General features: G+C 71.4%; 16 protein-coding genes, 4 tRNA genes and 1 other RNA gene. 11 read left to right on the top strand and 10 right to left on the bottom strand.

The features are described from left to right. Positions 1-44: 44 nt before the first annotated feature. Positions 45-683, bottom strand: a complete 639-nt coding sequence (locus EES42_RS22680; protein ID WP_124720045.1) for a TetR/AcrR family transcriptional regulator — start codon at positions 681-683, stop codon at positions 45-47. Between the two features lie 120 nt (positions 684-803). Here EES42_RS22680 and EES42_RS22675 point away from each other — a divergent pair, with 120 nt between their 5' ends. Beyond that, positions 804-2351: an MFS transporter gene (locus EES42_RS22675; protein ID WP_241196511.1), complete on the top strand. Its 1548-nt coding sequence runs from the start codon at positions 804-806 to the stop codon at positions 2349-2351. 101 nt (positions 2352-2452) lie between these two features. Here EES42_RS22675 and purL read toward each other — a convergent pair whose 3' ends face one another. The 3 genes from purL to purS are packed head-to-tail and all read right to left on the bottom strand — an operon-like array spanning position 2453 to position 5636. Next, positions 2453-4702 (bottom strand): phosphoribosylformylglycinamidine synthase subunit PurL, encoded by a 2250-nt coding sequence (gene purL / locus EES42_RS22670; RefSeq protein ID WP_124720044.1) that lies wholly within the window; start codon positions 4700-4702, stop codon positions 2453-2455. Continuing rightward, positions 4699-5379, bottom strand: coding sequence for a phosphoribosylformylglycinamidine synthase subunit PurQ (gene purQ, locus EES42_RS22665; protein ID WP_072488574.1), 681 nt, complete (start codon positions 5377-5379; stop codon positions 4699-4701). Before purQ ends, purL begins: the two co-directional genes overlap by 4 nt. Next, positions 5376-5636: a phosphoribosylformylglycinamidine synthase subunit PurS gene (gene purS / locus EES42_RS22660; protein ID WP_124720043.1), complete on the bottom strand. Its 261-nt coding sequence runs from the start codon at positions 5634-5636 to the stop codon at positions 5376-5378. The genes purQ and purS overlap by 4 nt, the downstream gene beginning before the upstream one ends. A gap of 383 nt (positions 5637-6019) precedes the next feature. Between purS and EES42_RS22655 the strand changes: the two genes are divergently transcribed. From EES42_RS22655 to EES42_RS22620, 8 genes are all read left to right on the top strand, one after another. After that, entirely contained in the window at positions 6020-6355 is a 336-nt protein-coding gene (locus tag EES42_RS22655) for a histone-like nucleoid-structuring protein Lsr2 (RefSeq protein WP_206433536.1), read from the top strand. A gap of 133 nt (positions 6356-6488) precedes the next feature. Further along, positions 6489-6560 (top strand) — tRNA-Gly (locus tag EES42_RS22650). A gap of 98 nt (positions 6561-6658) precedes the next feature. Then, a tRNA-Gly gene (locus EES42_RS22645) sits at positions 6659-6731 on the top strand. A 132-nt stretch (positions 6732-6863) separates the two neighbouring features. Beyond that, positions 6864-7865, top strand: a complete 1002-nt coding sequence (locus EES42_RS22640) for an ABC transporter ATP-binding protein (protein ID WP_124720042.1) — start codon at positions 6864-6866, stop codon at positions 7863-7865. Then, positions 7865-8671, top strand: a complete 807-nt coding sequence (locus EES42_RS22635) for an ABC transporter permease (protein ID WP_124720041.1) — start codon at positions 7865-7867, stop codon at positions 8669-8671. Before EES42_RS22640 ends, EES42_RS22635 begins: the two co-directional genes overlap by 1 nt. Before the next feature lie 14 nt (positions 8672-8685). After that, positions 8686-10032: a sensor histidine kinase gene (locus EES42_RS22630; protein ID WP_124720191.1), complete on the top strand. Its 1347-nt coding sequence runs from the start codon at positions 8686-8688 to the stop codon at positions 10030-10032. Further along, a complete protein-coding gene (locus EES42_RS22625; protein ID WP_124720040.1) occupies positions 10029-10640 on the top strand; it encodes a response regulator transcription factor in 612 nt (203 codons plus the stop codon). Before EES42_RS22630 ends, EES42_RS22625 begins: the two co-directional genes overlap by 4 nt. Positions 10641-10662: 22 nt before the next feature. Beyond that, a tRNA-Gly gene (locus EES42_RS22620) sits at positions 10663-10735 on the top strand. A 71-nt stretch (positions 10736-10806) separates the two neighbouring features. Here EES42_RS22620 and EES42_RS22615 read toward each other — a convergent pair. From EES42_RS22615 to ffs, 6 genes are all read right to left on the bottom strand, one after another. Further along, complete coding sequence (locus tag EES42_RS22615; protein WP_124720039.1) at positions 10807-11721, bottom strand: phosphoribosylaminoimidazolesuccinocarboxamide synthase; 915 nt, start codon at positions 11719-11721, stop codon at positions 10807-10809. Positions 11722-11942: 221 nt separating this feature from the next. Then, positions 11943-13406, bottom strand: a complete 1464-nt coding sequence (locus EES42_RS22610) for a N,N-dimethylformamidase beta subunit family domain-containing protein (RefSeq protein WP_124720038.1) — start codon at positions 13404-13406, stop codon at positions 11943-11945. Between the two features lie 264 nt (positions 13407-13670). Then, the gene (locus EES42_RS22605) at positions 13671-15569 is read right to left on the bottom strand and encodes a M48 family metalloprotease (RefSeq protein WP_124720037.1); all 1899 of its coding nucleotides are present in this window, start codon (positions 15567-15569) and stop codon (positions 13671-13673) included. Between the two features lie 386 nt (positions 15570-15955). Further along, the gene (purD, locus tag EES42_RS22600; RefSeq protein WP_124720036.1) at positions 15956-17206 is read right to left on the bottom strand and encodes a phosphoribosylamine--glycine ligase; all 1251 of its coding nucleotides are present in this window, start codon (positions 17204-17206) and stop codon (positions 15956-15958) included. A gap of 136 nt (positions 17207-17342) precedes the next feature. Further along, positions 17343-19601, bottom strand: coding sequence for a DNA polymerase III subunit gamma and tau (locus EES42_RS22595; RefSeq protein ID WP_124720035.1), 2259 nt, complete (start codon positions 19599-19601; stop codon positions 17343-17345). 74 nt (positions 19602-19675) lie between these two features. Further along, positions 19676-19772: signal recognition particle sRNA small type (ffs, locus tag EES42_RS22590), an RNA gene on the bottom strand. A 154-nt stretch (positions 19773-19926) separates the two neighbouring features. On the opposite strand from ffs, the gene EES42_RS22585 reads away from it, so the two are divergent. Beyond that, a tRNA-Ser gene (locus EES42_RS22585) sits at positions 19927-20014 on the top strand. 925 nt (positions 20015-20939) lie between these two features. Next, a complete protein-coding gene (locus EES42_RS22575) occupies positions 20940-23711 on the top strand; it encodes a hypothetical protein (protein WP_124720033.1) in 2772 nt (923 codons plus the stop codon). Positions 23712-23805: the final 94 nt, after the last annotated feature.

Genomic DNA, 23805 nt, shown 5'->3' with positions numbered 1-23805 from the left:
GCCGGCCTCAGCACCGCCGGACCGGACGGACAGACCTGTCGGCCTCAGCGCCTGACCGCGAAGTCGCCCATGCCACCGGCGAGCAGGCCGAAACCGCGCTCGGCGAGCGCGACGGCGTCCGCGGCGATCGCGTCCGCCGACTCCCCCGCCAGCAGCCGCAGATGGTTCGCGTGGATGAGGGCGTTGCGGGTGCCGATCAGCTGGGCGCCCGCCACCCGCGCGATGGCCGGCTCCTCCCCCTCCTCGACCAGCACTTCGGCGAGCAGGTCGAAGGAGCGCATGGAGAACGCATGGGCCCGGGTGAGCAGCGCCGGGGTCTCCTGGATCAGCCGGCGCACTCCGAGTACCACCGGCAGGTCGCTCATTCCGATCGAGGGCTCGCGGCGCTCGACGGCGGCCACGTACTGTCCGCGCACGGCGGCCAGGGCGGATTCGCCGGGGGCCCGGTCCCGTACCGTGCGCGCGACATCGCCCACGTGCTCCTCCATGGGAGCGAGGACCAGGTCCTCCTTGCCGGCGAAGTAGTTGAAGACGGTCATCTTCGACACCTCGGCCGCCTCCGCGATCTCGGCGACCGAGACCTTGTCGAAGCCGCGCTCGGCGAAGAGTTCGGTGGCCGCGGCCAGCAGGCGGTGCCGCGTCTGGAGCTTCTTGCGCTCGCGCAGGCTCATCCCCTCGGTCATGGTGTCACTGTACCAGGATGAAAGTTGATCCAAGATTAATTCTTGACTCGATATATTTTCATGGGCCATGGTGGTGCCCGGCCGCAGCGGCACCGAGCCGCTCGGGAGGGGAGCCCCGCCATGTCCGCAGTCATGCCCGCAGTCATGACCCACCGTCAGCGCATCATCGGGTTCGTGCTCTGCATCGCCACGATCCTGCTGGCCGTGCTCGACACGAACATCGTCTCGGCGGCGACCGTGCCGATCGTCAGCGATCTCGACCCGGCGCACGGCGTCGACAAGATCCCCTGGCTGATCGCCGCCTACCAACTCGCCGCCACCGCCGCGCTGCCGCTCTACGGGAAGCTCTGCGACGTGATCGGCGCCAAGAAGGTCTTCATCGGGGCCGTCGCCACCTTCCTCGCCGGTTCGGCGCTGTGCGGAATGGCGGGCTCCATGGGCTGGCTGATCGCCGCCCGCGCACTCCAGGGCATCGGCGGCGGCGGACTGATGAGCGTCACCATGGTCGTGCTGCGTGAGCTCAAGGGCCCCGAGGAGAAGGACGGCGGCAAGGGCGGCAGCGTCGGCGGGATCATCGCGGGGGCCGGGATGGCGCTCGGGCCCTGGCTCGGCGGAGTGCTCGCCGACCACGCCGACTGGCGGTGGATCTTCTACGTCAACCTGCCGATCGGCCTCGCCGTCCTGGCCGCGGCGGTCCGGGTGCTGAGACTGCCCGCGCACAGCACCCGCCGCACGATCGACTTCCTCGGCGCCGGGCTCGCCGCCGCCTTCTCCACCATGCTGCTGCTGGTCACCCAGTGGGGAGGCAAGGACCACGCCTGGTCGTCCCCGCTGATCATCGGTCTCTCCACGGCGACCGTCGCCGCCTTCGCCCTCTTCGTACGCCGCCAGGCCACCGCGGCCGAACCGGCGCTGCCGCTCGGCCTGTTCAGGATCCGGGAGATCCGGTACGGCTTCGCCATCCAGGGCCTGGTAGGCGCGGCCATGATGGGCTCGATGGTCTACGTGATGATCTATCTCCAGGTCGTACGCGGGATCGCCGCCTCGTCGGCCGGGCTCTACCTGATCCCGATGGCGATCGGCATGACCGCCGTCGGCCTGCTCTCCGACCGGCTCGCCACGGCCGGCTGGTCGCAGAAGACCTTCGTCGTCAGCGGCACCGTCTGCGCGTCCGCCGCCCTGGCACTGCTCGCCACGCTCTCCACGGACACCAGCCTCTGGACGGTCCGCGCCGCACTGCTGCTGATGGGCGTCGGCTTCGGCCAGCTCATCGGCCAGCTGATCCAGCTGGTCCAGGACACCGCGCCGGCCGAGCAGTTGGGCGTGGCCACCACCGGCGTCCGGTTCTTCCAGACCCTCGGCGGAGCACTGGGCGCCGCGCTCTTCGGCACCGTACTCAGCAGGGTCTACGCGGCCCGTGGCCCCGGCGGCACGACCAGCACCATCGGCGGCCTGACCGGCCACGCCCGCCGGCAGGCGCTGGACGCGTTCGTCTCCTCGACGAGCGTGGTCTTCTGGTCGGCGACCGCGGTGATGGTCCTGGCAGCCGTTCTGGCGACCCGGCTGCCGGCCGGAATCCGGCGGAAACCGGAGGCGGAGGCGGAGACGGCGGAAGCGGCGGAGGTAAATGCCACCGCATTCACCACGGCACCGCCGCTCCCCCGCTGAATACACAATTCCACCGGCCGAATATCCGTGGTCCGGACACACGACGCGAGAACGGCCCCGCCCATGAACAGGGCGGGGCCGTTCTCGTCGGAACCAGCGGGTCAGGCGAGCAGCGCCGGAATGGTCGCCTCGTGCGCCGTACGCAGCTCGTTCAGCGGAATGCCGAACTCACCCTGGACCTCGATCTCCTCGCCGTCCACGACACCGATCCGGGCGACGGGCAGACCCCGCGCACCGCACATGTCGTTGAAGCGGACCTCCTCGCTCCGCGGCACGGAGACGATCGCGCGCCCCGCAGACTCGGAGAAGAGGAAGGTGAACGCGTCCAGCCCGTCCGGCACGACCAGCCGGGCACCCTTCCCGCCACGCAGGCAGGACTCGGTGACCGCCTGGATCAGACCGCCGTCGGAGAGGTCGTGCGCCGCGTCGATCATGCCGTCGCGGGAGGCCGAGATCAGGATCTCGCCGAGCAGCTTCTCGCGGCCCAGGTCGACCTTGGGCGGCATGCCGCCGAGGTGGTTGTGGACGACCTCGGACCAGGCCGAGCCGCCGAACTCCTCACGCGTGTCGCCCAGCAGGTAGAGGAGCTGGCCCTCTTCCGCGAAGGCGACCGGCGTACGCCGGGTGACATCGTCGATCACACCGAGCACGGCCACGACCGGCGTCGGGTGGATCGCCGTCTCACCGGTCTGGTTGTACAGCGACACATTGCCGCCGGTGACCGGGGTGCCCAGCTCCAGGCAGCCGTCCGCCAGACCACGGGTGGCCTCGGCGAACTGCCACATGACGTCCGGGTCCTCGGGCGAACCGAAGTTCAGACAGTCCGAGATGGCCAGCGGCTTGGCGCCGGAGGCGGCGACATTGCGGTACGACTCCGCCAGCGCGAGCTGCGCGCCGGTGTACGGGTCGAGCTTGGCGTACCGGCCGTTGCCGTCGGTCGCCATGGCCACGCCCAGGTTCGACTCCTCGTCGATCCGGACCATGCCGGCGTCCTCGGGCATCGCGAGCACGGTGTTGCCCTGCACGAACCGGTCGTACTGGTCCGTGATCCAGGACTTCGACGCCTGGTTCGGCGAGGCGACCAGCTTGAGGACCTGCTCGCGCAGCTCCGCGCCGTTCGCCGGGCGGGCCAGCTTGCCGGCGTCGTCGGCCTGGAGCGCGTCCTGCCAGGACGGGCGGGCGAACGGACGGTGGTACGTCGGGCCCTCGTGGGCGACGGACCGCGGCGGCACGTCCACGATCTGCTCGCCGTGCCAGAAGATCTCCAGCTGGGAGCCCTCGGTCACCTCACCGATGACGGTGGCGATGACGTCCCACTTCTCGCAGATCTCCAGGAAGCGGTCCACGTGCCGCGGCTCGACGATCGCGCACATGCGCTCCTGCGACTCGCTCATGAGGATTTCCTCGGGCGAGAGGGAGGAGTCGCGCAGCGGCACGGTGTCCAGCTCGACGCGCATGCCGCCGGATCCGGCGGAGGCCAGCTCGGACGTGGCGCAGGAGAGCCCGGCGCCGCCGAGGTCCTGGATGCCCGCGACGAGCTTCTCCTTGAAGATCTCCAGGGTGCACTCGATGAGGAGCTTCTCCTGGAACGGGTCGCCGACCTGGACGGCCGGGCGCTTGGCCGGGCCGGTCGACTCGAAGGTCTCCGAGGCCAGCACCGAGACGCCGCCGATGCCGTCGCCGCCGGTGCGGGCGCCGTAGAGGATCACCTTGTTGCCGGGGCCGGAGGCCTTGGCCAGGTGGATGTCCTCGTGCTTCATCACGCCGATGCAGCCGGCGTTGACCAGCGGGTTGCCCTGGTAGCAGGCGTCGAAGACGACCTCGCCGCCGATGTTCGGCAGGCCCAGGCAGTTTCCGTAGCCGCCGATGCCCGCGACGACGCCCGGCAGGACGCGCTTGGTGTCGGGGTGGTCGGCCGCGCCGAAGCGCAGCGGGTCGACGACGGCCACCGGACGGGCACCCATGGCGAGGATGTCGCGGACGATGCCGCCGACGCCGGTGGCCGCGCCCTGGTAGGGCTCGATGTACGAGGGGTGGTTGTGCGACTCGACCTTGAAGGTGACCGCGTAACCCTGGCCGACGTCGACCACACCGGCGTTCTCGCCGATGCCGACGAGCATCGCGTCGTTGGCGGGGACCTTCTCGCCGAACTGCTTGAGGTGGACCTTGCTGCTCTTGTACGAGCAGTGCTCGGACCACATCACGGAGTACATGGCGAGCTCGGCGCCGGTGGGACGGCGGCCCAGGATCTCGCGGATCCGGGCGTACTCGTCCTCCTTGAGGCCGAGCTCCTTCCAGGGCTGCGCGGTGTCCGGGGTCTCGGCCGCGTGCTTGACCGTATCCAGGCTCATGCGTTGACCAGCTTCTTGATGATCGAGGTGAAGAACCCGAGACCGTCGGTGCGGCCGGTTCCGATCAGCGGCTCGACGGCGTGCTCCGGGTGCGGCATCAGGCCGACGACATTGCCCGCGGCGTTGGTGATGCCGGCGATGTCCCGCAGCGAGCCGTTGGGGTTCATGTCCAGGTAGCGGAAGGCGACCCGGCCCTCCGCCTCCAGCTCGTCGAGCACCCGCTCGTCGGCGACGTAACGGCCGTCCATGTTCTTGAGCGGTACGGAGATCTCCTGGCCCGCGGAGTAGTCCGAGGTCCAGGCGGTCTCCGCGTTCTCGACGCGCAGCTTCTGGTCGCGGCAGATGAAGTGCAGGTGGTTGTTCCGCAGCATCGCGCCGGGCAGCAGATGCGCCTCGGTCAGGATCTGGAAGCCGTTGCAGATACCGAGGACCGGCATCCCCGCCTTCGCCTGCTCGATGACGGTCTCCATGACCGGCGAGAAGCGGGAGATGGCTCCGGCCCGCAGATAGTCGCCGTAGGAGAAGCCGCCCGCCAGGATGACCGCGTCGACCTGGTGCAGGTCCTTGTCGCGGTGCCACAGCGATACGGGTTCGGCGCCCGCGACCCGTACGGCCCTCAGGCTGTCCTTGTCGTCGAGCGTGCCGGGAAAGGTGACGACTCCGATACGAGCGGTCACTTCGGCTCCTCGGCCTTCTCCACCTTCACGGTGAAGTCCTCGATGACGGTGTTGGCGAGGAAAGTCTCGGCCATCTCGTGAATACGGCCGAGGGCGGCGTCGTCGACCGGCCCCTCTACCTCCAGCTCGAAACGCTTTCCCTGACGTACGTCCGCGATTCCCTCGAAGCCGAGACGGGGCAGTGCACGCTGCACCGCCTGTCCCTGCGGGTCGAGGATCTCGGGCTTGAGCATGACGTCGACTACGACGCGTGCCACTGGCACTCCCGGTGGTGGTGTGGTGCGGCTGTTTCTCCGGGGGGCTCCCCAGACCCCCGCAGGTCCCCTCAGCGTACCTGGCCAGAAATTCTACGCGGGTAGATATCGAGAACCCTTGATCACGCCCAGATATCGGACGCGACAACACATGGGGAAAATCCTGCAAAAAAAATCCTCACCGACAGCACACATAGAAGGCTGACACGCGGAGTTAATTGGGTGGGCTTCACAATGCGGCACCAACCGCTGTACAAATGATTACCGGGGAATGCAGCATTGCCCTAAACAGTCGGCAACCGTCGGCACCACATCCGCCTGGCAGCCGGAAGGCCGGTATCGGCGCACGCCAGACGCGCCGATACTGTAGGAAAGGACCGATATCCGTGGCTCAGCGCGTAGTGGTCACGCTCTCCGACGACATCGACGGGGGAGCAGCGGCGGAAACGGTCACCTTCGCCCTGGACGGGAAGTCGTACGAGATCGACCTCAATACGTCCAATGCAAAGAAACTGCGCAAGGCCCTCGCGCCGTACATGGCAGCGGGCCGAAAGCAGACAAACGCCGGCAAGCACGGCAAGACCCCCGTGTCGTACCGGCACACTTCGCTCGCTCCCGACCCGGCGGCCGTGCGCGCCTGGGCCCGCTCGCACCGGATGGAGGTACCGGCCCGCGGCCGGATCCCCAAGAAGGTCTACGAGGCGTTCCGCGAAGCGAGTTGACCCACCGACAGGGCCCTCGGCACCCCCTCGGGCGACACCCTGCGGACACCGACTTGCGCTACACCCCCGCAGGTCGGCTAAAGTCTGGAGCACGCCGAGGGGCAAGGCCGAAAAGCCGAACCCCACGCAGCGTGCGGGTGTAGTTCAGTAGCAGAACATCCCCCTTCCAGGGGGAAGGCGCAGTGTGCAATTCCTGTCACCCGCTCTGCATCGCTCTTATCGACCACTCCGGTGGATCGGGTAGAGTGATGCTCGCACCGCCCGATGAAACTCCTTCCGGGGAGTACAATGAGCGGCAGCAATGCGGACGTGGCTCAGTTGGTAGAGCATCACCTTGCCAAGGTGAGGGTCGCGAGTTCGAATCTCGTCGTCCGCTCTTGATCGAAACGAAGGCCCTGGTCGATATCGACCAGGGCCTTCGTCGTGCCCGGCCTCACATGACGTTTGTCATGAGCAGTAATGACAACTCGCACTGATCCCGTCGCCGATCCCACGGAAATCTGTGGGCATGACCAGCGACGACATCCCAGGCAACCGCCCGGACCGGACCGTGACACCCGTCACGGCCGCCTCCGCATCCGCTTCCCGTTCCGATGCGGTGATCGAGGCGACCGGAGTACGACGGCGCTACGCGGGCGGATTCGAGGCCGTGGCCGGCGTCTCCTTCTCGGTGGCGCGCGGCGAGCTCTTCGCCCTGCTCGGTACGAACGGCGCCGGGAAGACCTCCACCGTCGAGCTGCTGGAGGGCCTGGCCGTCCCCGACGGCGGCACGGTCCGGGTGCTCGGCCACGACCCGTTCCGGGAGCGGGCCGCCGTGCGGCCGCGGATCGGGGTGATGCTCCAGGAGGGCGGCTTCCCGTCCGAGCTGACGGTCACCGAGACGGTTCGGATGTGGGCGGGCTGCACCAGCGGCGCGCGCCCGACCGGCGAGGCGCTGGAGCTGGTCGGGCTCTCCCACCGGGGGCGGGTACGGGTCAAGCAGCTCTCCGGCGGTGAACGGCGCCGGCTCGATCTGGCGATGGCCCTGCTCGGCCGGCCCGAGATGCTGTTCCTGGACGAGCCGACCACCGGGCTCGACGCCGAAGGGCGGCGTGACACCTGGGAGTTGGTGCGCGAGCTGCGTGACGGCGGCACCACCGTCCTGCTCACCACGCACTACCTGGAGGAGGCCGAGACGCTCGCCGACCGGCTGGCGATCATGCACCGGGGGCGGATCGTGACGGCGGGCACCACCGCCGAGGTGACCGCCGCCCGCCCCTCCCGCATCCGGTTCGAGCTGCCGGAGGGGGTTCCGGCGGCCCGGCTTCCGCTCGGGCTGCGGGCCGCCGCCGACGGCCAGCGGATCGAGATCCGTACACATCGCCTGCAGGAGTCCCTGGACGAACTGCTGACCTGGGCACGGGAGTCGGATGTCCGGCTGCTCGGACTCGATGCCCGTTCGGCCTCGCTCGAAGAGGCGTTTCTCGATATCGCGCAGAGCGCGTCGGAGTCCGAGAAGGTGGCTGCGTGATGGCGAGCACGACTGGTACGACCGGCACCGGCACGGCGGCCCGCACGACGGTCCGGGGCCGGCTGACCGCCCTCGGGCGCGCCGAGGTCTTCCTGCTCGCCCGCAACCGGACGGCGGTGTTCGTCTCGCTGCTGATGCCCGCCGCCATGGTCCTGGCGATGAAGTCGGCACTGAAGCAGTCCGTTCTCGACGGGACCGGCCTGTCCGTCGCCGGGGCGGCGCTCACCGGTGGCATCGGCATCGTGCTGATCCAGGCCGTCTACATGAACCTGGTCTCGTCCTACGTGGCACGGCGTGAGGATCTCGTTCTGAAGCGGCTGCGCACCGGCGAGGTCACCGACCCGGAGATCCTCGTCGGGACCGCCCTGCCGTCGGTCGCGCTGGCGCTGGCGCAGACCGTGGTGATCGTGGTCGCGGGGACGGCCTTCTTCGGCCTCGCCGCGCCACAGCGGCCCGAACTGCTGCTGGCGGGCCTGCTGCTGGGCGTGGTGCTGCTGGCGGCACTGGCCGCGGCCACCTCCGTGGTGACCCGCACCGTGCAGACGTCGCAGCTCACCACTCTCCCGCTGTTCTTCATCTCGATGATGGGCTCGGGGCTCTTCGTGCCGCTGGAGGTCATGCCCGACCCGATGGCGTCCGTGTGCGAGCTGCTGCCGGTGACCGGGGTCATGACGCTCGTACGGACGGGCTGGCTGGGCGGGGCCGGCGGCTCCGACCTGCTCGTGGCCGCTGTGACCGGGCTGGCCTGGACCGGGTTCGCCGTGTTTGCTGTGCAACGGCGGTTCCGCTGGGATCCGCGACGCTGAGAGGGGACACCGTGGTGCTCGTACGGGGCTGGCGCCGCAACTGGCAGCAGCGCAGCAAGCTGGAGCGGATCGATCTCTACTCGCGGCTGACCCTCTCGGTGATGCCCTGGCTCTTCACCCTGTCCTGGCAGCTGGCCCCCTTCAAGTCGGACATCCGCCATGCGCCGCTGCCGATCACGCTGGGCCTGGCACTGCTGCTCGTGAGCCTTGCGCAGTGTCTGCTGAGCAACCGCAACATCCAGCTGTCGTTCGCGCACTACCTCGGCACCGCCGTCTTTTCCCGGCGGCGGCAGCTGCCGCCCCTGGTGCTGCTGCTGGTGAACCTGGGGCTGCTGGCGACGATGGCCGGGGTGGACGGGATCACCGACAGCGGGCTGCTCATCATGACCATGAACGCTCCGGTGGCGCACGCGATCACGCAGGTCCTGGTGATCCCGGTCCGCACCTTCCTGATCCAGTCGCTCGCCCTCGCCGCGCTGTGCGTCGGCGTCCTCGCCGCGGTCGGGGTGCGGGGCGGGACACTGGCCGGGGTGGTGCCGACGATGCTCTTCGGCTGCGTGCTCACCCTGATCGCCGTACGGCCCAGCGCCTGGAGCCTGAGCGTGATGTGGCAGGCCGAGGAGGCCCGGGATCTTCAGGCCCGGCTCGCGGTCGCCGAGGAGCGGCTGCGGTTCGGGCGGGACCTGCACGACGTACTGGGCCGGAACCTCGCCGTGATCGCGCTGAAGAGCGAGCTGGCCGTGGAGCTGGCCCAGCGCGGCCGGCCGGAGGCGGTGGACCAGATGGTCGAGGTGCAGCGGATAGCCCGCACCTCGCAGCAGGAGGTGCGCGATGTCGTACGGGGCTACCGGGAGGCCGACCTGAGTACCGAACTGGCCGGCGCCCGAGGGGTGTTGAGCGCGGCCGGGATCGAGTGCGACGTGACGGGGGACTCGGGCGGGGAGCTGCCCGCGCCCATCCAGTCGGCGCTCGGCTGGGTCGTACGGGAGGCGGCGACCAATGTGCTGCGGCACGGCGATCCGCGCCGCTGCACGATCCGGCTCAGGTCCTTGCCGGACTCGGTGGTGCTCCGGGTGGAGAACGACGGGGCGGCCCCGGCCCCGGGGCCGGGGCCGGGCGGGGGCTCCGGGGTGGGCGACGGATCCGGATCGGGCGACGGATCCGGATCGGGTGGTTCCGGGCTGGCCGGGCTGCGGGAGCGGCTCCGCGTGCTCGACGGTTCGCTGGCCGCGGGCCCGACGGGGAACGGCCTGTTCCGGCTCACCGCCACGATCCCGCTCGGGCCGACGGTGCCCCCGGCCCGCCTCGACAGGCCACCTGCCGCCCGGGAGGCACCCGCACTTCAGGAGGAACGACGATGACGACCGTACGGGTGCTGCTGGCCGACGACGAGCATCTGATCCGGGGCGCGCTGGCCGCGCTGCTGGCCCTGGAGGACGACCTCGTGGTGGTCGCGGAGGCCGCGACCGGCCCGGAGGCGCTGGCCATGGCCCGGGCCCACCGCCCCGATGTGGCGGTCCTCGATCTGGAGATGCCGGGCGCCGACGGTGTGAGTGTCGCCACATCCCTGCGGACCGAACTGCCCGGCTGCCGGACGATGATCGTGACCAGTCACGGTCTGCCCGGACACCTCAAGCGGGCACTGGAGGCGGGCGTGCGGGCCTTCGTTCCGAAGACCGTCAGCGCCCGGCAGCTGGCCGGGATCATCCGCACCGTGCACGCCGGAAACCGTTACGTGGACCCGGAGTTGGCGGCCGACGCGATCTCCGCCGGGGACTCTCCGCTGACCGCGCGGGAGACCGAGGTGCTGGAGCTGGCGGCGGACGGGGCACCCGTCGCGGAGATCGCGGAGCGGGCGTCGCTGTCGCAGGGAACGGTACGGAATTACCTCTCCGCGGCCGCCTCGAAGCTCGGCGCGGAGAATCGTCATGCCGCGGTGCGTCTCGCACGGCAGCGCGGATGGGTATAGTGGTTCTCGCGCTTCGGCGCTTGCGGACGTAGCTCAGTTGGTAGAGCGCAACCTTGCCAAGGTTGAGGTCGCCAGTTCGAACCTGGTCGTCCGCTCGGTTCAGCAAGAAGCCCCCGGCCTTCCGGCCGGGGGCTTCTTCGTGTTCCGTCGACGGTCCTGGACAGTCCTACTGCCAGGGCGTGCCGGTGAGGAGTTCGTACGCCTCCAGGTACTTCGCCCGGGTCGCGTCCACGATCTCCTGGGGCAGCGCCGGCGGCGGCTGCTCGCTCTTCCGGTCCCAGCCGGAGGCCGGCGAGGTCAGCCAGTCGCGCACGAACTGCTTGTCGTAGCTGGGCTGGGCCCGGCCCGGCTCCCAGCCGGCCGCGGGCCAGAAGCGCGAGGAGTCCGGGGTCAGCACCTCGTCCGCGATGATCAGCTCCTCGCCGCCGTCGGCGGTGGGCGTGAAACCGAACTCGAACTTGGTGTCGGCGAGGATGATGCCGCGCTCACGCGCGATGTCACGTGCCCTGCCGTAGACGTCCAGCGTGGTGCGGCGCAGCAGGTCGGCGGTCTCCGTACCGACCTGGCGGACCACCTCCTCGAAGCTCACGTTCTCGTCGTGGTCACCGACGGCCGCCTTGGTGGCGGGGGTGAAGATCGGCTCCGGGAGCTCGGAGCCGTCGACGAGCCCCTCGGGCAGCGCGAGGCCGCAGACCGTGCGGGACTCCTTGTACTCGACGAGGCCGGAGCCGGTGAGGTAGCCGCGGGCGACGCACTCGACCGGGACCATCCGCAGCGACTTGCAGATCAGGGTGCGGCCGGCCCAGTCGGCGGGTGCTCCGGCGGGGAGCTCCGTGGACAGGACGTGGTTCGGTACGAGATCGGCGAGCTGGTCGAACCACCACAGCGAGAGCCGGGTGAGCACCCGGCCCTTGTCCGGGATCTCGGTCGGCAGGACCCAGTCGTACGCGGACATGCGGTCGCTGGCGACCATGACGAGGTCGCCCGCCTCGTTCCGGTACAGGTCGCGCACCTTGCCCGTGTGCAGGTGGGTGAGCCCCGGCACCTGCACTGGCTCGGGCTTTTCTACAAATCCGGACACGCTGCCTCCGCGTAGGTTGATCCAGGAGTCGTTCCGATTCTCCCGTATCGGGGTGCGGCGGAGGGGGGCGGGGCGTCCGTGGCGCCGACTTCCGTGACCCCGTGGGTGGTTCGGTCGCGGCCCGTGGGTGGTTCGGCCGCGGCCCGTGGGTGGTTCGGCCGCGCCCCGCGGGCGGTTCGGCCGCGCCCCGCGGGCGGTTCGGCCGCGCTTGCAGATGCGGTTCAGTCGCGCTTGCAGATGCGGTCGAGGAGGTTGGCGGTGGCCCGCTGGATGCGCGGGTCCACATGGCCGGGGCGGTCCAGCGCCGGGGACCAGGCGAAGGTGCCCGAGGCGAAGACGATCGCCCCGGACGGGGCCCGGTACACGGATGTCTCCTGGTGGCGCTTGACGCCCTCGCTGTCCAGGTACGGGGAGTGGGCGAGCAGGATGCGGCTCTCGTGCTCGGGGAGTGCGGTGCGCGGGAAGTAGCGGTCGGCCTCGCCGGCGACCAGGCCGTCGAGCTCGTCGCCCTCGCCCGCGCCCGTCGCCTCCCAGAGCCAGTGCTCGGCGTTCCGTACGACCAGGGGGTGCGGATCGGGGACCCGGCCCGCGTACTGGATGCCGAGGAGCTGCTGCTCGGGGCGGTCGATCTCGCGCCAGAGGGCGGGCTTGCCCGGGCCGCGCCGCTTGCGGCAGGTGAGCAGACGGTCCGGGACGCCGGACGGCGACGGGGAGAGGCTGACCTGCCAGTACATGGTGTTGGCGGAGAGGAAGACCAGTGAGGTGCCGCCGTCGCGGGCGCTTTCGACGGTGCGGCGCATCGGCACCGACCAGTACTCGTCGTGGCCGGGGAAGACCAGGCCCCGGTAGCGGGCCGGATCGACGCGGCCCGCGTGCAGATCGCGGGTGTCGGCGTACGCGAGGTCGTAGCCGTACCGCTCGGCCCAGCGGATGAAGTCGTAGGCGTGGCCGACGTGGAGCGGCAGACCGGCGCCCGCGTAGGGGCGGTCGAAGGAGACGGTGACCGCGGCGTCCTCCTCGCCCAGGAGACAGCCCTGCTCGTCCCAGGCGTGGTAGAGGCTGGCGCCGGTGCGGCCGTCCTCCGGATAGAGGTTGTACGCCTGCCAGGTGATGTCCGGCAGGACCAGCAGCAGATCGGCCGGCTGGTCGTCGCGGACCGTGAACGGGATGTGGGAGCGGTATCCGTTCAACGTGGTGAGCACGGCGACGTACGCGCCGATCGACCAGTAGGTGGGGATCTGGAGCCGCCAGGACTGCCACCAGTGGTGGCAGGAGACCGTGCGGTCGGCGGTGAGCGGCGCGGGCTGGACGATGCCGGCGAGCCGGGGGCTCGTGGTGATCTGGGCGGCGCCGTCGCCGCCGTAGTGACCGATGCGGTAGATGTCCACGGAGAACTGCTGGGGCGGGTCCACGGTGACGTGGAAGTCGATCGCCTCGCCGGGGGCCGCGGCGCCCGTGGAGATGAAGCCCTTGATCTGGCGGTGCACATCGTCGGCCGTGCGTGTGCCGCCGTCGGTGGAGCCGTGGCCCAGGGCGGGGTCGGCGTACCAGGGGACGACATGGCCGGTGTCGTCGAAGTAGTTCTCGCTGCCGCGCAGCCAGGGCAGCGGGCCCTGGCCAAAGGGGTCGGAGACGGCATGCGCGAGGGCACCCGACTCCCATCGCCGAATCTGCTCCGTCCCCATACCGTTTCCCTCCCTCAGGTCCCCCGAGACAACAGTCGATGGTGGATGGCCGATCGTCGATCGCGGATCGTCGATCGCGGATCGTCGATCGCCGCTGGTCATGCGTCATCGGTGCGCCAACAGCAATGCGCCGACTGTCAGCGTCGATCCCCAGCACATCACATAACGCATGCACTCCGTCACCGTTCGTCGCGAATTGACGTGAACGGAACGCACCATTCCGGGTGTTGGGGTGTTTGTGGTGTGACTGCCGGGGCTGCTGCTTCAGACGAGGCGGACGGGCTTGTCGGTGCGTACGCCGATGGAAGCGAGCCAGGACCGCAGCGGTTCCGCGTCCCCGTCCTCGACCAGGCTCAGGACCGGACTGCCGAGGTCGGCCCGGCGCTCGCCGTCGATCAGCAGCGCGGGACCGTCCAGCCAGTCGAGGCCGGGCGCCGCGCCCGCCGTGTCCACCGCCGCGCAGCAGACCATCGCCGCGACATGGTCGGCGAGCAGCTCCGTGCCCGTACGGGGCGGCTGGAGCGGGAAGAGCGGGAGGGGGTCGGGGCCCCAGGGATCCAGGACGTCCCCGCCCGGGCCGGCCGGGGCGCCTGCCGGGCTCGATGTGTCACCGGCCCGGTGCTGCTGGGCCGCGGCCTCCTCGCGGGCCACCGCGGCGCTGATCCCCGCGGCGAGCTCCTCGCCGCCCCCGGTCCGGCCCGCCAGATGCTCGACGACGCGGGCCAGCGTGGGCATCCCGGCGTCGACGGGGCAGGCGGCGGGACGGGAGGGGGCATCCGGGTGGGCACGGGCGTCGCCGGGGCCGTGGAAGCCGTCAGGGGCCTGGTCCGTCTTGGCCGGGGCGGGCTCTGTCGCGGCGTGGGCGGTCCCGGTGGGTTTCCCGGTGGGCTTCCCGGCAGGATCGGGGCGTGCGGAGTGTGCGGGGGGTGCCGAGGAGGGCGCGGGCGCCATCGAGTCCAGGACGCGGTGCAGGCGGGCGGCCTCGGTGCGCCACTTACGGTCGACGACCTCTTCCGGGTACTGCTGCCAGTCGACCGGCGACCAGTCCGGGCCCGGACGGGCCGGGCCGCCGTGGAACAGCCGGGCCGCCAGCAGCGATGCCGCCTCGTCGGCCGCGCCCGGCTCCTCCAGGAGGTCACAGGCGGGGCGCTCGCCCAGCCGCGAGGCGAATCCGTCGGCGAGCCGGTCGCGCCGGGACAGCTCGGTGAGGGCGGACACCACGCCCGCGTCCAGCCGGGACGGCCAGCGGCCCATCCGCCAGGCGGGCAGGGCGACCCGGGTGAGCAGCCGGTCCCAGCCCGCGTAGGCGAGGCCGACCTGCTCCTGGGCGACGATCCGCAGGCCGTAATCCACACCCTGTGCACGGACCGACGCGGCGGCGGCGACGCTCCGCTCCATCTCGGCGGCGTGGCCGCGGCAGCTGCGCAGCAGGAGCCTGGCGATCCGGCCGACGAAGGCGCGGGGCACTCTGCGCAACCCGGCCAGCGGCCCCGGCACGGGCGCGGCGGCGTCGGCGACCGCGCCGTCGAGCCCGCGTACGAAGCGACGGGCGGCAGCTATGTCTGGATGCGCGGCCGGTCCCGTGCCCGCGACGACCGGGGCGAGCACCGCCCGCAGCTCGGCGACCCGCATCCACCACAGGAACGGCGAGCCGATGACCAGCACCGGAGCCGCCTGGACCCGGCGGCGGGACCGGCCCCCGGAATGCCCGGCGGCATCCGGGCCGGTGCCCGGCGCGGGCCGCGCCGAGGGGTGGGTGCGGTCCTCCAGCCAGCTGTCGCAGTCGGGCGTCAGTGCTATCGCCGAGGGCGCGGGAACCCCTAGCCGGTCGGCGAGGTCCCTGACCAGGCGGTAGAGGTCGGGGGCGGCCTTCTCCGAGAGCGGGACGGTCGGACTGACCGCCGGCCTCGCCCGTACGATCGCGACCGCGACCACTGCGGCGAGCAGCAGCACGACGACCGCGAGGGCCGTCACGGCCCAGCGCGCCGTGTCCCAGCCGCTGCCCACGGCGAGGCCCTGGGCGCCCGCCACGAGCAGCACGACGGCCACCGCCGCCGGCAGGATCGCCAAGGCTGCCGCCCTGCCGCGGATGCGCAGCAGAGCGTGAGCCCGGGCACGCGCGCTCAGCGCACCCAGCTCCTCACTTGCACCGGTATCGGACACGTCCGGACGTCACCCCCTCTGCCCCCACGGCGGTGTTGCTCACTCCCCCACTGTGGCACCCGTCACTGACATCGCAATGCCAGTGGGCCAAGTGCCGGAATGCTTGCGCCGCACCCTAGTTGGGGCCTCGGCGGGCGTCATCCGGATGGCGCAGCCGTCACTCGATGGAATGGCTTTGGGCAAAGGTGCTGACGCGCCGCTGTCCTTGAGGCAGCGGCACATCGGTGCTCGTCAGAGCGTTTCGGGGCGGTGTCCGTGGGAACAGCCGGCCTGGTGGCCCTTCGGGAAGCCGGGCGGCCCTTCGGGAAGGCCCGGTGGTCCTTCAGGTCCTTCGGGGAGCCGAGCGGTCCTTCGAGGAAGCCCGGTGGCCCTTCGGGGAGCCCGGCTCAGCCCTCTGCGGCCTTCCGGGCGATGTCCGTACGCAGGTGCGAGCCGTCGAGGCGGATGCGGGCCGCCGCCGTGTAGGCACGCTCCCGGGCGCCCGCGAGGTCCTTGCCGGTCGCGGTCACGGACAGCACCCGGCCGCCCGCGCTGACGATCGCGTCGCCCTCCCGCTTGGTGCCCGCGTGCAGGACGTACGCGTGCGGGGCATCCTGCGCCGCCACGTCGTCGAGCCCCTCGATCGGGTCGCCGGTGCGCGGCGTGCCCGGGTAGTTGTGCGAGGCGATGACCACGGTGACGGCGGCGTCGTCGCGCCACTTGAGCGGGGGCAGCTCGTCGAGCGTGCCGTTGGCGGAGCCGAGCAGGACACCGGCCAGCGGGGTCTTCAGGCGGGCCAGGACCACCTGGGTCTCGGGGTCACCGAAACGGGCGTTGAACTCGATCACCCGGACGCCGCGCGAGGTGATCGCGAGGCCCGCGTACAGCAGCCCGGAGAACGGGGTGCCGCGGCGGCGGAGTTCGTCGACGGTCGGCTGGAGCACCGAGTCCATGACCTCGTCGACCAGCTTGGGGTCGGCCCACGGGAGCGGGGAGTACGCGCCCATGCCGCCGGTGTTCGGGCCCTCGTCGTCGTCCAGGGCGCGCTTGAAGTCCTGGGCGGGCTGGAGCGGCAGCACGGTGGTGCCGTCCGTGATCGCGAAAAGGCTCACCTCGGGGCCGTCGAGGAACTCCTCGATGACCACGCGGTCGCAGGCCAGGGCGTGGGCGCGGGCCGCCTCGACGTCGTCGGTGACGACGACGCCCTTGCCGGCGGCGAGACCGTCGTCCTTGACGACGTACGGGGCACCGAAGGCATCGAGGGCGGCGTCGATCTCGGCGGGGGTGGTGCAGACGTAGCTGCGGGCGGTCGGGACGCCGGCCCCGGCCATCACGTCCTTGGCGAACGCCTTGGAGCCCTCCAGCTGGGCCGCCTCGCCGGAGGGGCCGAAGCAGGGGATGCCCGCGGCGCGCACGGCGTCGGCGACCCCGGCGACGAGCGGCGCCTCCGGGCCGACGACCACCAGCTCGGCGCCCAGGTCGGTGGCGAGGCGCGCGACGGCGTCGCCGTCGAGGGCGTCGACCGGGTGCAGTTCGGCCACCTCCGCGATACCGGCGTTGCCGGGAGCGCAGTACAGAGCGGTGACGTCGGGGTCGAGGGACAGAGAGCGGCACAGGGCGTGTTCGCGGGCGCCGCCGCCGATGACGAGGACCTTCACGGGGTGCAGCCTAGCCGCCGGGGCGCGGCGCCCTTGACGGACGCCGGTGCGTGGACACCCCGGGGAGCCGCGGCGGACGCCTCGGGGTGTCCACGCACCCCCGCAGCCGCCCGTCACTCACCCATCGGTTCACCCGCTATTCGTTGGTGAACTCCTCGACGACCGTGGCGCCCAGTTCGCGGACGATCAGGTCGTGCCCGGAGAGCGCCGAGTCGACGAGGTCGGGGTCGTCGGCCTCCGGGGTGTCGTCCTCGGGGGCGACCGCGCGCGGGGGCTCGGGCGCGGAGTACTGCTGCTGCGGTGGTGCGGAGTACGACTGCGGCGCGGGCTCGGCGGCGGATGCGGCGCCCGGCTGCTGCTGGTGGCTCGGCTGCGCCTGCTGTTGCTGCTGATGCTGCTGCGGAGAAGCGGCCGTCCGGGGTTCGTAGCCCTGCTGGGGCGCGGGGGCCTGGTACTGCTGCGCGGGCGGCGCGGCGGGGCGGCCCCCGCCGGTCTGCGCGGGTGCTCCGGCGCCGCCCGACGGATCGACGACGGCCTCGATCTTCCACTGCGCGTTGAAGCGCTCGGCGAGCGCCTGCCGCAGCACTTCCTCGCTGCCGCTGCTCGCGAAGTTGTCACGCGCACCGGCGTTGAGGAAGCCGATCTGCAGGGTGGTGCCGTCGAAGCCGGTCACCTGGGCGTTCTGGCTGAGCAGGATCCAGGTGAAGCGGCGGCGGTTCTTCACCGCCTCCAGGATGTCCGGCCACATGTTCCGCACCTGGCCGGCGCCCTGGGTCATGCCCGGACTCGGCTCGGCGGCGGGCACCGGTGCCGAGGGCGCGGCCTGGGCCGGCGCGGCGGCCGGCGCGGACTGCGGGACGGGTGACTGGCCCGGGGCGGAAGCGGTCGGCCAGCCGCCGGGGCGCCGGCCCGACTCCGGCGCGGCGGCGGTGGGCCAGGCACCGGGCCGCTGACCGCCCGCGGTGGCGGGGGCCGCCTCGGCCGGCGGCTCCGGGGCGGCGGGGGCCGCGGGCTGCGGGGCCTGGGCCGGTGCGGGGGCGGTCGGTGCCGCCTGGACCGGTGCGGGGGCCGGAGCGGGGGCGGGGGCCTCGCCCCGTACCGCCGCACGCGCGACGGCGGGCCCCGTGCCGGGCTGTACGACGGGGGCGGCGGGTGCGGGGGGCACGGGGGCGTGGGCCAGTGCCTCCGGCCCGGGTACGTAACCCATGGCGGGCCCCGGGCCCGTGGTCGCGAAGGAGGCGCCCCGCTCCAGCCGGTCGAGCCGGGCCTGCAGCGAACGCTCGTCGTCGAAGGCCGCGGGCAGCAGCACCCGGGCGCAGATCAGCTCGACCTGGAGACGCGGCGAGGTCGCGCCGCGCATCTCCGTGAGCCCCTCGTTGACCAGGTCGGCGGCGCGGCTCAGCTCGGCGGCGCCGAAAACGGACGCCTGGGCCTGCATCCGCTCGACGACATCGGCGGGGGCGTCGATCAGCCCCTTCTCCCTGGCGTCCGGAACGGCGGCCAGGATCACCAGGTCGCGCAGCCGCTCCAGGAGGTCCGCGACGAACCGGCGCGGGTCGTTGCCGCCCTCGATCACCCGGTCCACGACCTCGAACGCCGCGGCACCGTCGCCCGCCGCGAAGGCGTCCACGATCGAGTCGAGCAGCGAGCCGTCGGTGTAACCGAGCAGCGAGGTCGCCATGGCGTATGTCACACCGTCGTCGCCCGCGCCGGCCAGCAGCTGGTCCATCACCGACATCGAGTCACGCACGGATCCGGCCCCGGCCCGCACCACGAGCGGCAGCACACCGTCCTCGACGGGGCTGTTCTCCTTGTGGCAGACCTCGGCGAGGTACTCGCGCAGGGTTCCCGGCGGCACCAGACGGAACGGGTAGTGGTGCGTACGCGACCGGACGGTGCCGATGACCTTCTCGGGCTCGGTCGTGGCGAAGATGAACTTGAGGTGCTCCGGCGGCTCCTCGACCACCTTCAGCAGGGCGTTGAACCCCGCCGAGGTGACCATGTGCGCCTCGTCGATGATGTAGATCTTGTAACGACTGGAGGCGGGCCCGAAGAACGCCTTCTCCCGCAGATCACGGGCGTCGTCCACGCCACCGTGCGATGCGGCGTCGATCTCGATCACATCGATCGATCCCGGCCCGTTGCGCGCGAGGTCCCGGCAGGACTGGCACTCCCCGCACGGCGTGGGCGTCGGCCCCTGCTCGCAGTTCAGGCAGCGGGCCAGGATGCGCGCACTGGTCGTCTTGCCACAGCCGCGCGGACCGCTGAACAGGTACGCGTGATTGACCCGGTTGTTCCGCAGCGCCTGCTGCAGCGGGTCGGTGACATGCTCCTGCCCGATGACCTCGGCGAACGACTCGGGGCGGTAGCGGCGGTACAGCGCAAGGGACGACACACATACGAGGTTATCCGGGCGGACCGACAACCGGCCCCGGACCGTGCGAAGCACCGCCAGGAAGCCCCGGGAAACACAAGGGCCCCCCACGCACCCGCCAGAGCCGACCTACCCTTGCTGCCTTCCGGCCCTGGGGGAGTTCAGTCAGATAGCGCCACGTGAGGGGCTGACGCCCACCTTAGCCGATCCCCACCCCTGCCGGTCCACTCCCCCCACCCTCCGGTACCGCCCGGGACGACCTCGGAACGACCTCGGAACGAGCCCGAACCGATCTCCGGGGGAACGGGTTCGCGAGCACTCCTCAACGTCTTGTATTGTTTGCCGCGGAGGATTCGCCTAGTGGCCTAGGGCGCACGCTTGGAAAGCGTGTTGGGGGCAACCCCTCACGAGTTCGAATCTCGTATCCTCCGCCATTGCTCTCACCGGGCAATACGTCGAAGGGCCCCATCACTTGCGGTGGGGCCCTTCGACGTTCGTAGTCGTGGGTGATGGGTTCGAACCGTCTCCGGCCCGGACGGCGTTAGGCCGCTTTCAGCACACCGAGGCACAGGACCATGCAGCCGACGAACGCCGTGCCGGCTACGAAGACAGCCTCGGGTTGTCCTGTCCCTGAGCCCCTTTTCACGTGGCTCCGCCGCCCTCGCGTCAGGTGCGGGCGTCCGTTCATCGGACGAGAGAGCGCTCCCCATCAGCAGGGTCGCGAGTTCGCCGTGCGCGCGTTCCGCCGCCCGCCACTACCTGGTGGTGGGCCCCGATCTGGCTGTCGAGTGCGCACAGGAGATCACCGATGCGGCGCTGCTCCTCGATGGATGGCAGCAGTACGGGAAGCTGCTGCATCGCCTTTGTCCTGATCGAGGCGACGACGGTCATCTCTGCTCGGTCTTTGATCCATGTCTGTACTCCCGGAAGGGACAGGAAGGCGGGAACGAAGCGCGAGTCCGTATCGGGCTCGAAGGCACCGCCGCGAGCAGCTCGCCCCCTCTCGGGCAGGGGTCGTTGATCCGGCGTGCCGAACGCTCCATCACGGAGATCCCGCTCATCCCACCGGCCCGGTCGCGCCGAGCGTCGGCGAACACAGGGCGCCGGGCCCCGATCGCCGCACGGACATCGGACCGCCGCTCCGGGTCAGGATCCTTCGATCAGCGACCGGCCCCATGACTCCCGTCCGGCTCCTCTTTGGCGCTCCTGTTCGGCTCCTGTTCGACTCCTGTCAGATTCCTGTCAGGTTCTCCGAGGTGGGACAACCGGTGATGACACGTCACCCTCTCCCCGGTGCGGGGAGGTGCTCCTGGGATTCCTGGGGCGCTGAAGCACGACCAACAACGAGGAGACACCATCGTGAGACAGGTCTCACGCGCGCTGACGGCTGCCTTGGCGGCCGTGGCGCTGGCGGCGGGTGTGCCAGGGCCGGCGCATGCACAACCGGCCGCCGAGTCCATACCCGGCGCGCCGCCGGGCGCCTCCGGAGAGCGGCTGCCGGAGGGGTGGCGTGTCGAGGGCGGGGAGCTGATCTGGAGCTCGCCCGAGCCCGTGGGCATGGGCGGCGCCCTGGTCGAGTTCCGCTCGGGGGAGCGGACCCTCGGCGTCCCGGAGCCCTCCCCCGACCAACGCACCTTCCGGCTCCGCCTCGACGGGGCGAGGGTCGGACCGGTGAGCGAACTCCAGGTGGTCGCCGGTTCGCGGCGGCTGGACGCCGCAAAGGCCGACCCGGCACCCCGTCAGCGGCGCTCGTCGGCTGCGGAGGCACCCCCGGAGCCGTTCCCCGCCAACCCGGTCGACCCCGGTGTCGCCGGTAAGTACCACACCATCAGTGGTGAGTACTCCCTGAAGTCGGTGAGGCTGCCGGGCTACGCCGAGCCCGTGGAGATGCGCGCCACGGTCGTCGGCCCGACGGACGCACCGGGGAAGCGACCGCTGGCGCTCTTCGTCCACGGCCGCGGCGCCACCTGCTACGAGCCCGGCAAGAACAGCGCGGGCATGGAGTGGCCGTGCAAGCCGGGCAACAAGGAGATCCCGAGCTACCGCGGCTTTCTGCACGACCAGAAGCTCCTGGCATCCCAGGGCTATGTGACGGTCTCCATCTCCGCGAACGGTGTCAACGCGCAGGACGGCCGCGCGGCCGACTTCGGGGCGCAGGCCCGCTCGTCCCTGGTGCGCCAGCACCTCGCCCGCTGGGCGGAGTGGGGTGCGAGCCCCGCGAAGGCCCCCGAGGCCGTGCGCGCGACGGAGCCCGCGGACCTCTCGAAGGTGCTCCTGGTCGGCCACTCCCGGGGCGGCGAGGGCGTCAACCGGGCGGCTCTCGACAGCGTCTCCCCGCCGCCGCCCGCCGAGGACGGCTACCGGGGGCCGGTGGGCTGGCGGATCCGCGGCACCGTCCTGATCGGCCCCACCAACTTCGGCCAGAACCCCACGCCCGACGTGCCCTCCATGACCATCCTGCCGGGCTGTGACGGCGATGTGAGCGACCTTCAGGGCCAGATGTACCTCGACGGCACCCGGGGCATCGGCCAGGGCACGGCGCTGCACAGCGCGGTGTACATGGTCGGCGCCAACCACAACTTCTTCAACACCGAGTGGACGCCAGGCCAGGCCGAGGCCCCGGCCGCCGACGACTTCTGGGACGACAAGAACAACCCGGACCCGGTCTGCTCGGCACGGGCCGAGACCCGGCTGAGCGCCAAGCAGCAGCAGACGGCGGGCGCCACCTACATCGCCGCCGCCGCGCGGCTCTTCCTCGCGGGCGACGATCGGGTCCGCCCGCTGCTCGACGGCTCCGGCCGGCGTGCGCCCTCGGCCGATCCCGCCCGGGTGCTGACCCACGCCGTCGGCGGCAACCGCACCCCGGCGATCCGGCCCGACGACCCGCTCTCGGTGACGAACGGGCGCGTGTGCCAGCAGGTCACGACGAGCGCAGCCCGGGCCTGTATGCCTGACTCCACCCCCGGTAAGTCGCCGCACTTCGCGTCCTGGGCGGAGACCACCCGTGAGCCGGGCCGCAACGCGGTCACGGCCCGCTGGACCAAGCCGGGCACCCCGGTCCGGCTGACGCCGGAGCGCGCCTTCTCGCTGGCGGGCTCCGACGCGCTCGCCCTGCGGTTGGTGGTGCCGCCGAACACCCGGGGCACCCGGCTCGACGTCGCCCTCACCGACACCTCCGGCAAGCGGGTGGGGCTCGGTCAGGTCACCGTCGACGGCCTTCCCGGCTCCGACTCGACGGCCGCGTACTGGGCGCGTGAGGTCCGCGTCCCGCTGAAGGCCGCCGTCAGCGCCGGTGTCGACCTGAAGCGGGCGCAGTCGCTGGAGATCACCCCGCGCAGCGGCTCCGGCGAGCTCTGGTTGATGGACGCCTGGGGCTGGCGCCCCGGCACCCCGGTGGTACGCCCCGTCGCGCCCTCGCGTGTCGACATCGGCAGGCTGACGGTCAAGGAGGGCGACTCCGGCACCCGCACCTACCGCGTGCCCGTCCAGGTCACCGGCAAGGGCGCCGGCGTGATCAAGCTCGCCGTCCGCGACCCGGAGACCCGCAAGTCCACCATCCGCACCATGACGGTGAAGGCCGGTGGCTCCGTGGACGTGCCGATCACGGTCACGGGCAACTCCCGCTACAACTACGACCTCAGCCACGAGGTCGCGGCCAAGGCCGTACGCGGCACTGCGGTCGGCGGCGCCTTCGGAGGCGTGCTCGTCGAGAACGACGACCCCATGCCCACGGTCACCGTGACCCCGGTCGCCGACTCGGTCACCGAGGGCCAGAAGCTCACCTGGAAGGTGGAGCTCTCCCAGCCCGCCGACATCAGCATCGAGACGCGGTTCGACCTCCTGCCGGTGCGCGAGGGCACGGAGCTGTCCACGAAGGATGTCGACGAGGAGTGGCTCTCCAGCCTCGGCGAGGACGCCGACCCGGAGCGGCCCCTGTCCACGAACAGTCCCTCCCTCTGGGTGTCCGTCCCCAAGGGCGAGACGAGCACCGAAGTGTCCGTGCCCACGGTCACCGACGCGCTGACCGAGTCGGAGGAGTCCCTGCGGATGCAGGTGAACATCCTCAAGGAGAACGAGTGGTTGGAGGGCCCCCTCCTCACGGGGAAGGTCACGGACGCGCGCCAGGGCTGACGCCCGGGGGCCACGTCCCGCGCTGACGGTCCCTGAGCGCACCACCTGAACGATGGCACCGGCCCCCCGCCACGGGGACCGGTGCCATCGGCGT

It is taken from the genome of Streptomyces sp. ADI95-17 (assembly GCF_003846175.1).
GTDB lineage: Bacteria > Actinomycetota > Actinomycetes > Streptomycetales > Streptomycetaceae > Streptomyces > Streptomyces sanglieri.
Note: the sequence above shows the minus strand (reverse complement) of the source record. Positions and strands in the feature narration are given on the sequence as shown.

Coding starts and splice junctions, on each gene's coding strand:
- EES42_RS22680 (WP_124720045.1), bottom strand. CDS start 683: ATGACCGAGGGGATGAGCCTGCGCGAGCGCAAGAAGCTCCAGACGCGG.
- EES42_RS22675 (WP_241196511.1), top strand. CDS start 804: ATGTCCGCAGTCATGCCCGCAGTCATGACCCACCGTCAGCGCATCATC.
- purL (WP_124720044.1), bottom strand. CDS start 4,702: ATGAGCCTGGATACGGTCAAGCACGCGGCCGAGACCCCGGACACCGCG.
- EES42_RS22640 (WP_124720042.1), top strand. CDS start 6,864: ATGACCAGCGACGACATCCCAGGCAACCGCCCGGACCGGACCGTGACA.
- EES42_RS22635 (WP_124720041.1), top strand. CDS start 7,865: ATGGCGAGCACGACTGGTACGACCGGCACCGGCACGGCGGCCCGCACG.
- EES42_RS22625 (WP_124720040.1), top strand. CDS start 10,029: ATGACGACCGTACGGGTGCTGCTGGCCGACGACGAGCATCTGATCCGG.
- EES42_RS22610 (WP_124720038.1), bottom strand. CDS start 13,406: ATGGGGACGGAGCAGATTCGGCGATGGGAGTCGGGTGCCCTCGCGCAT.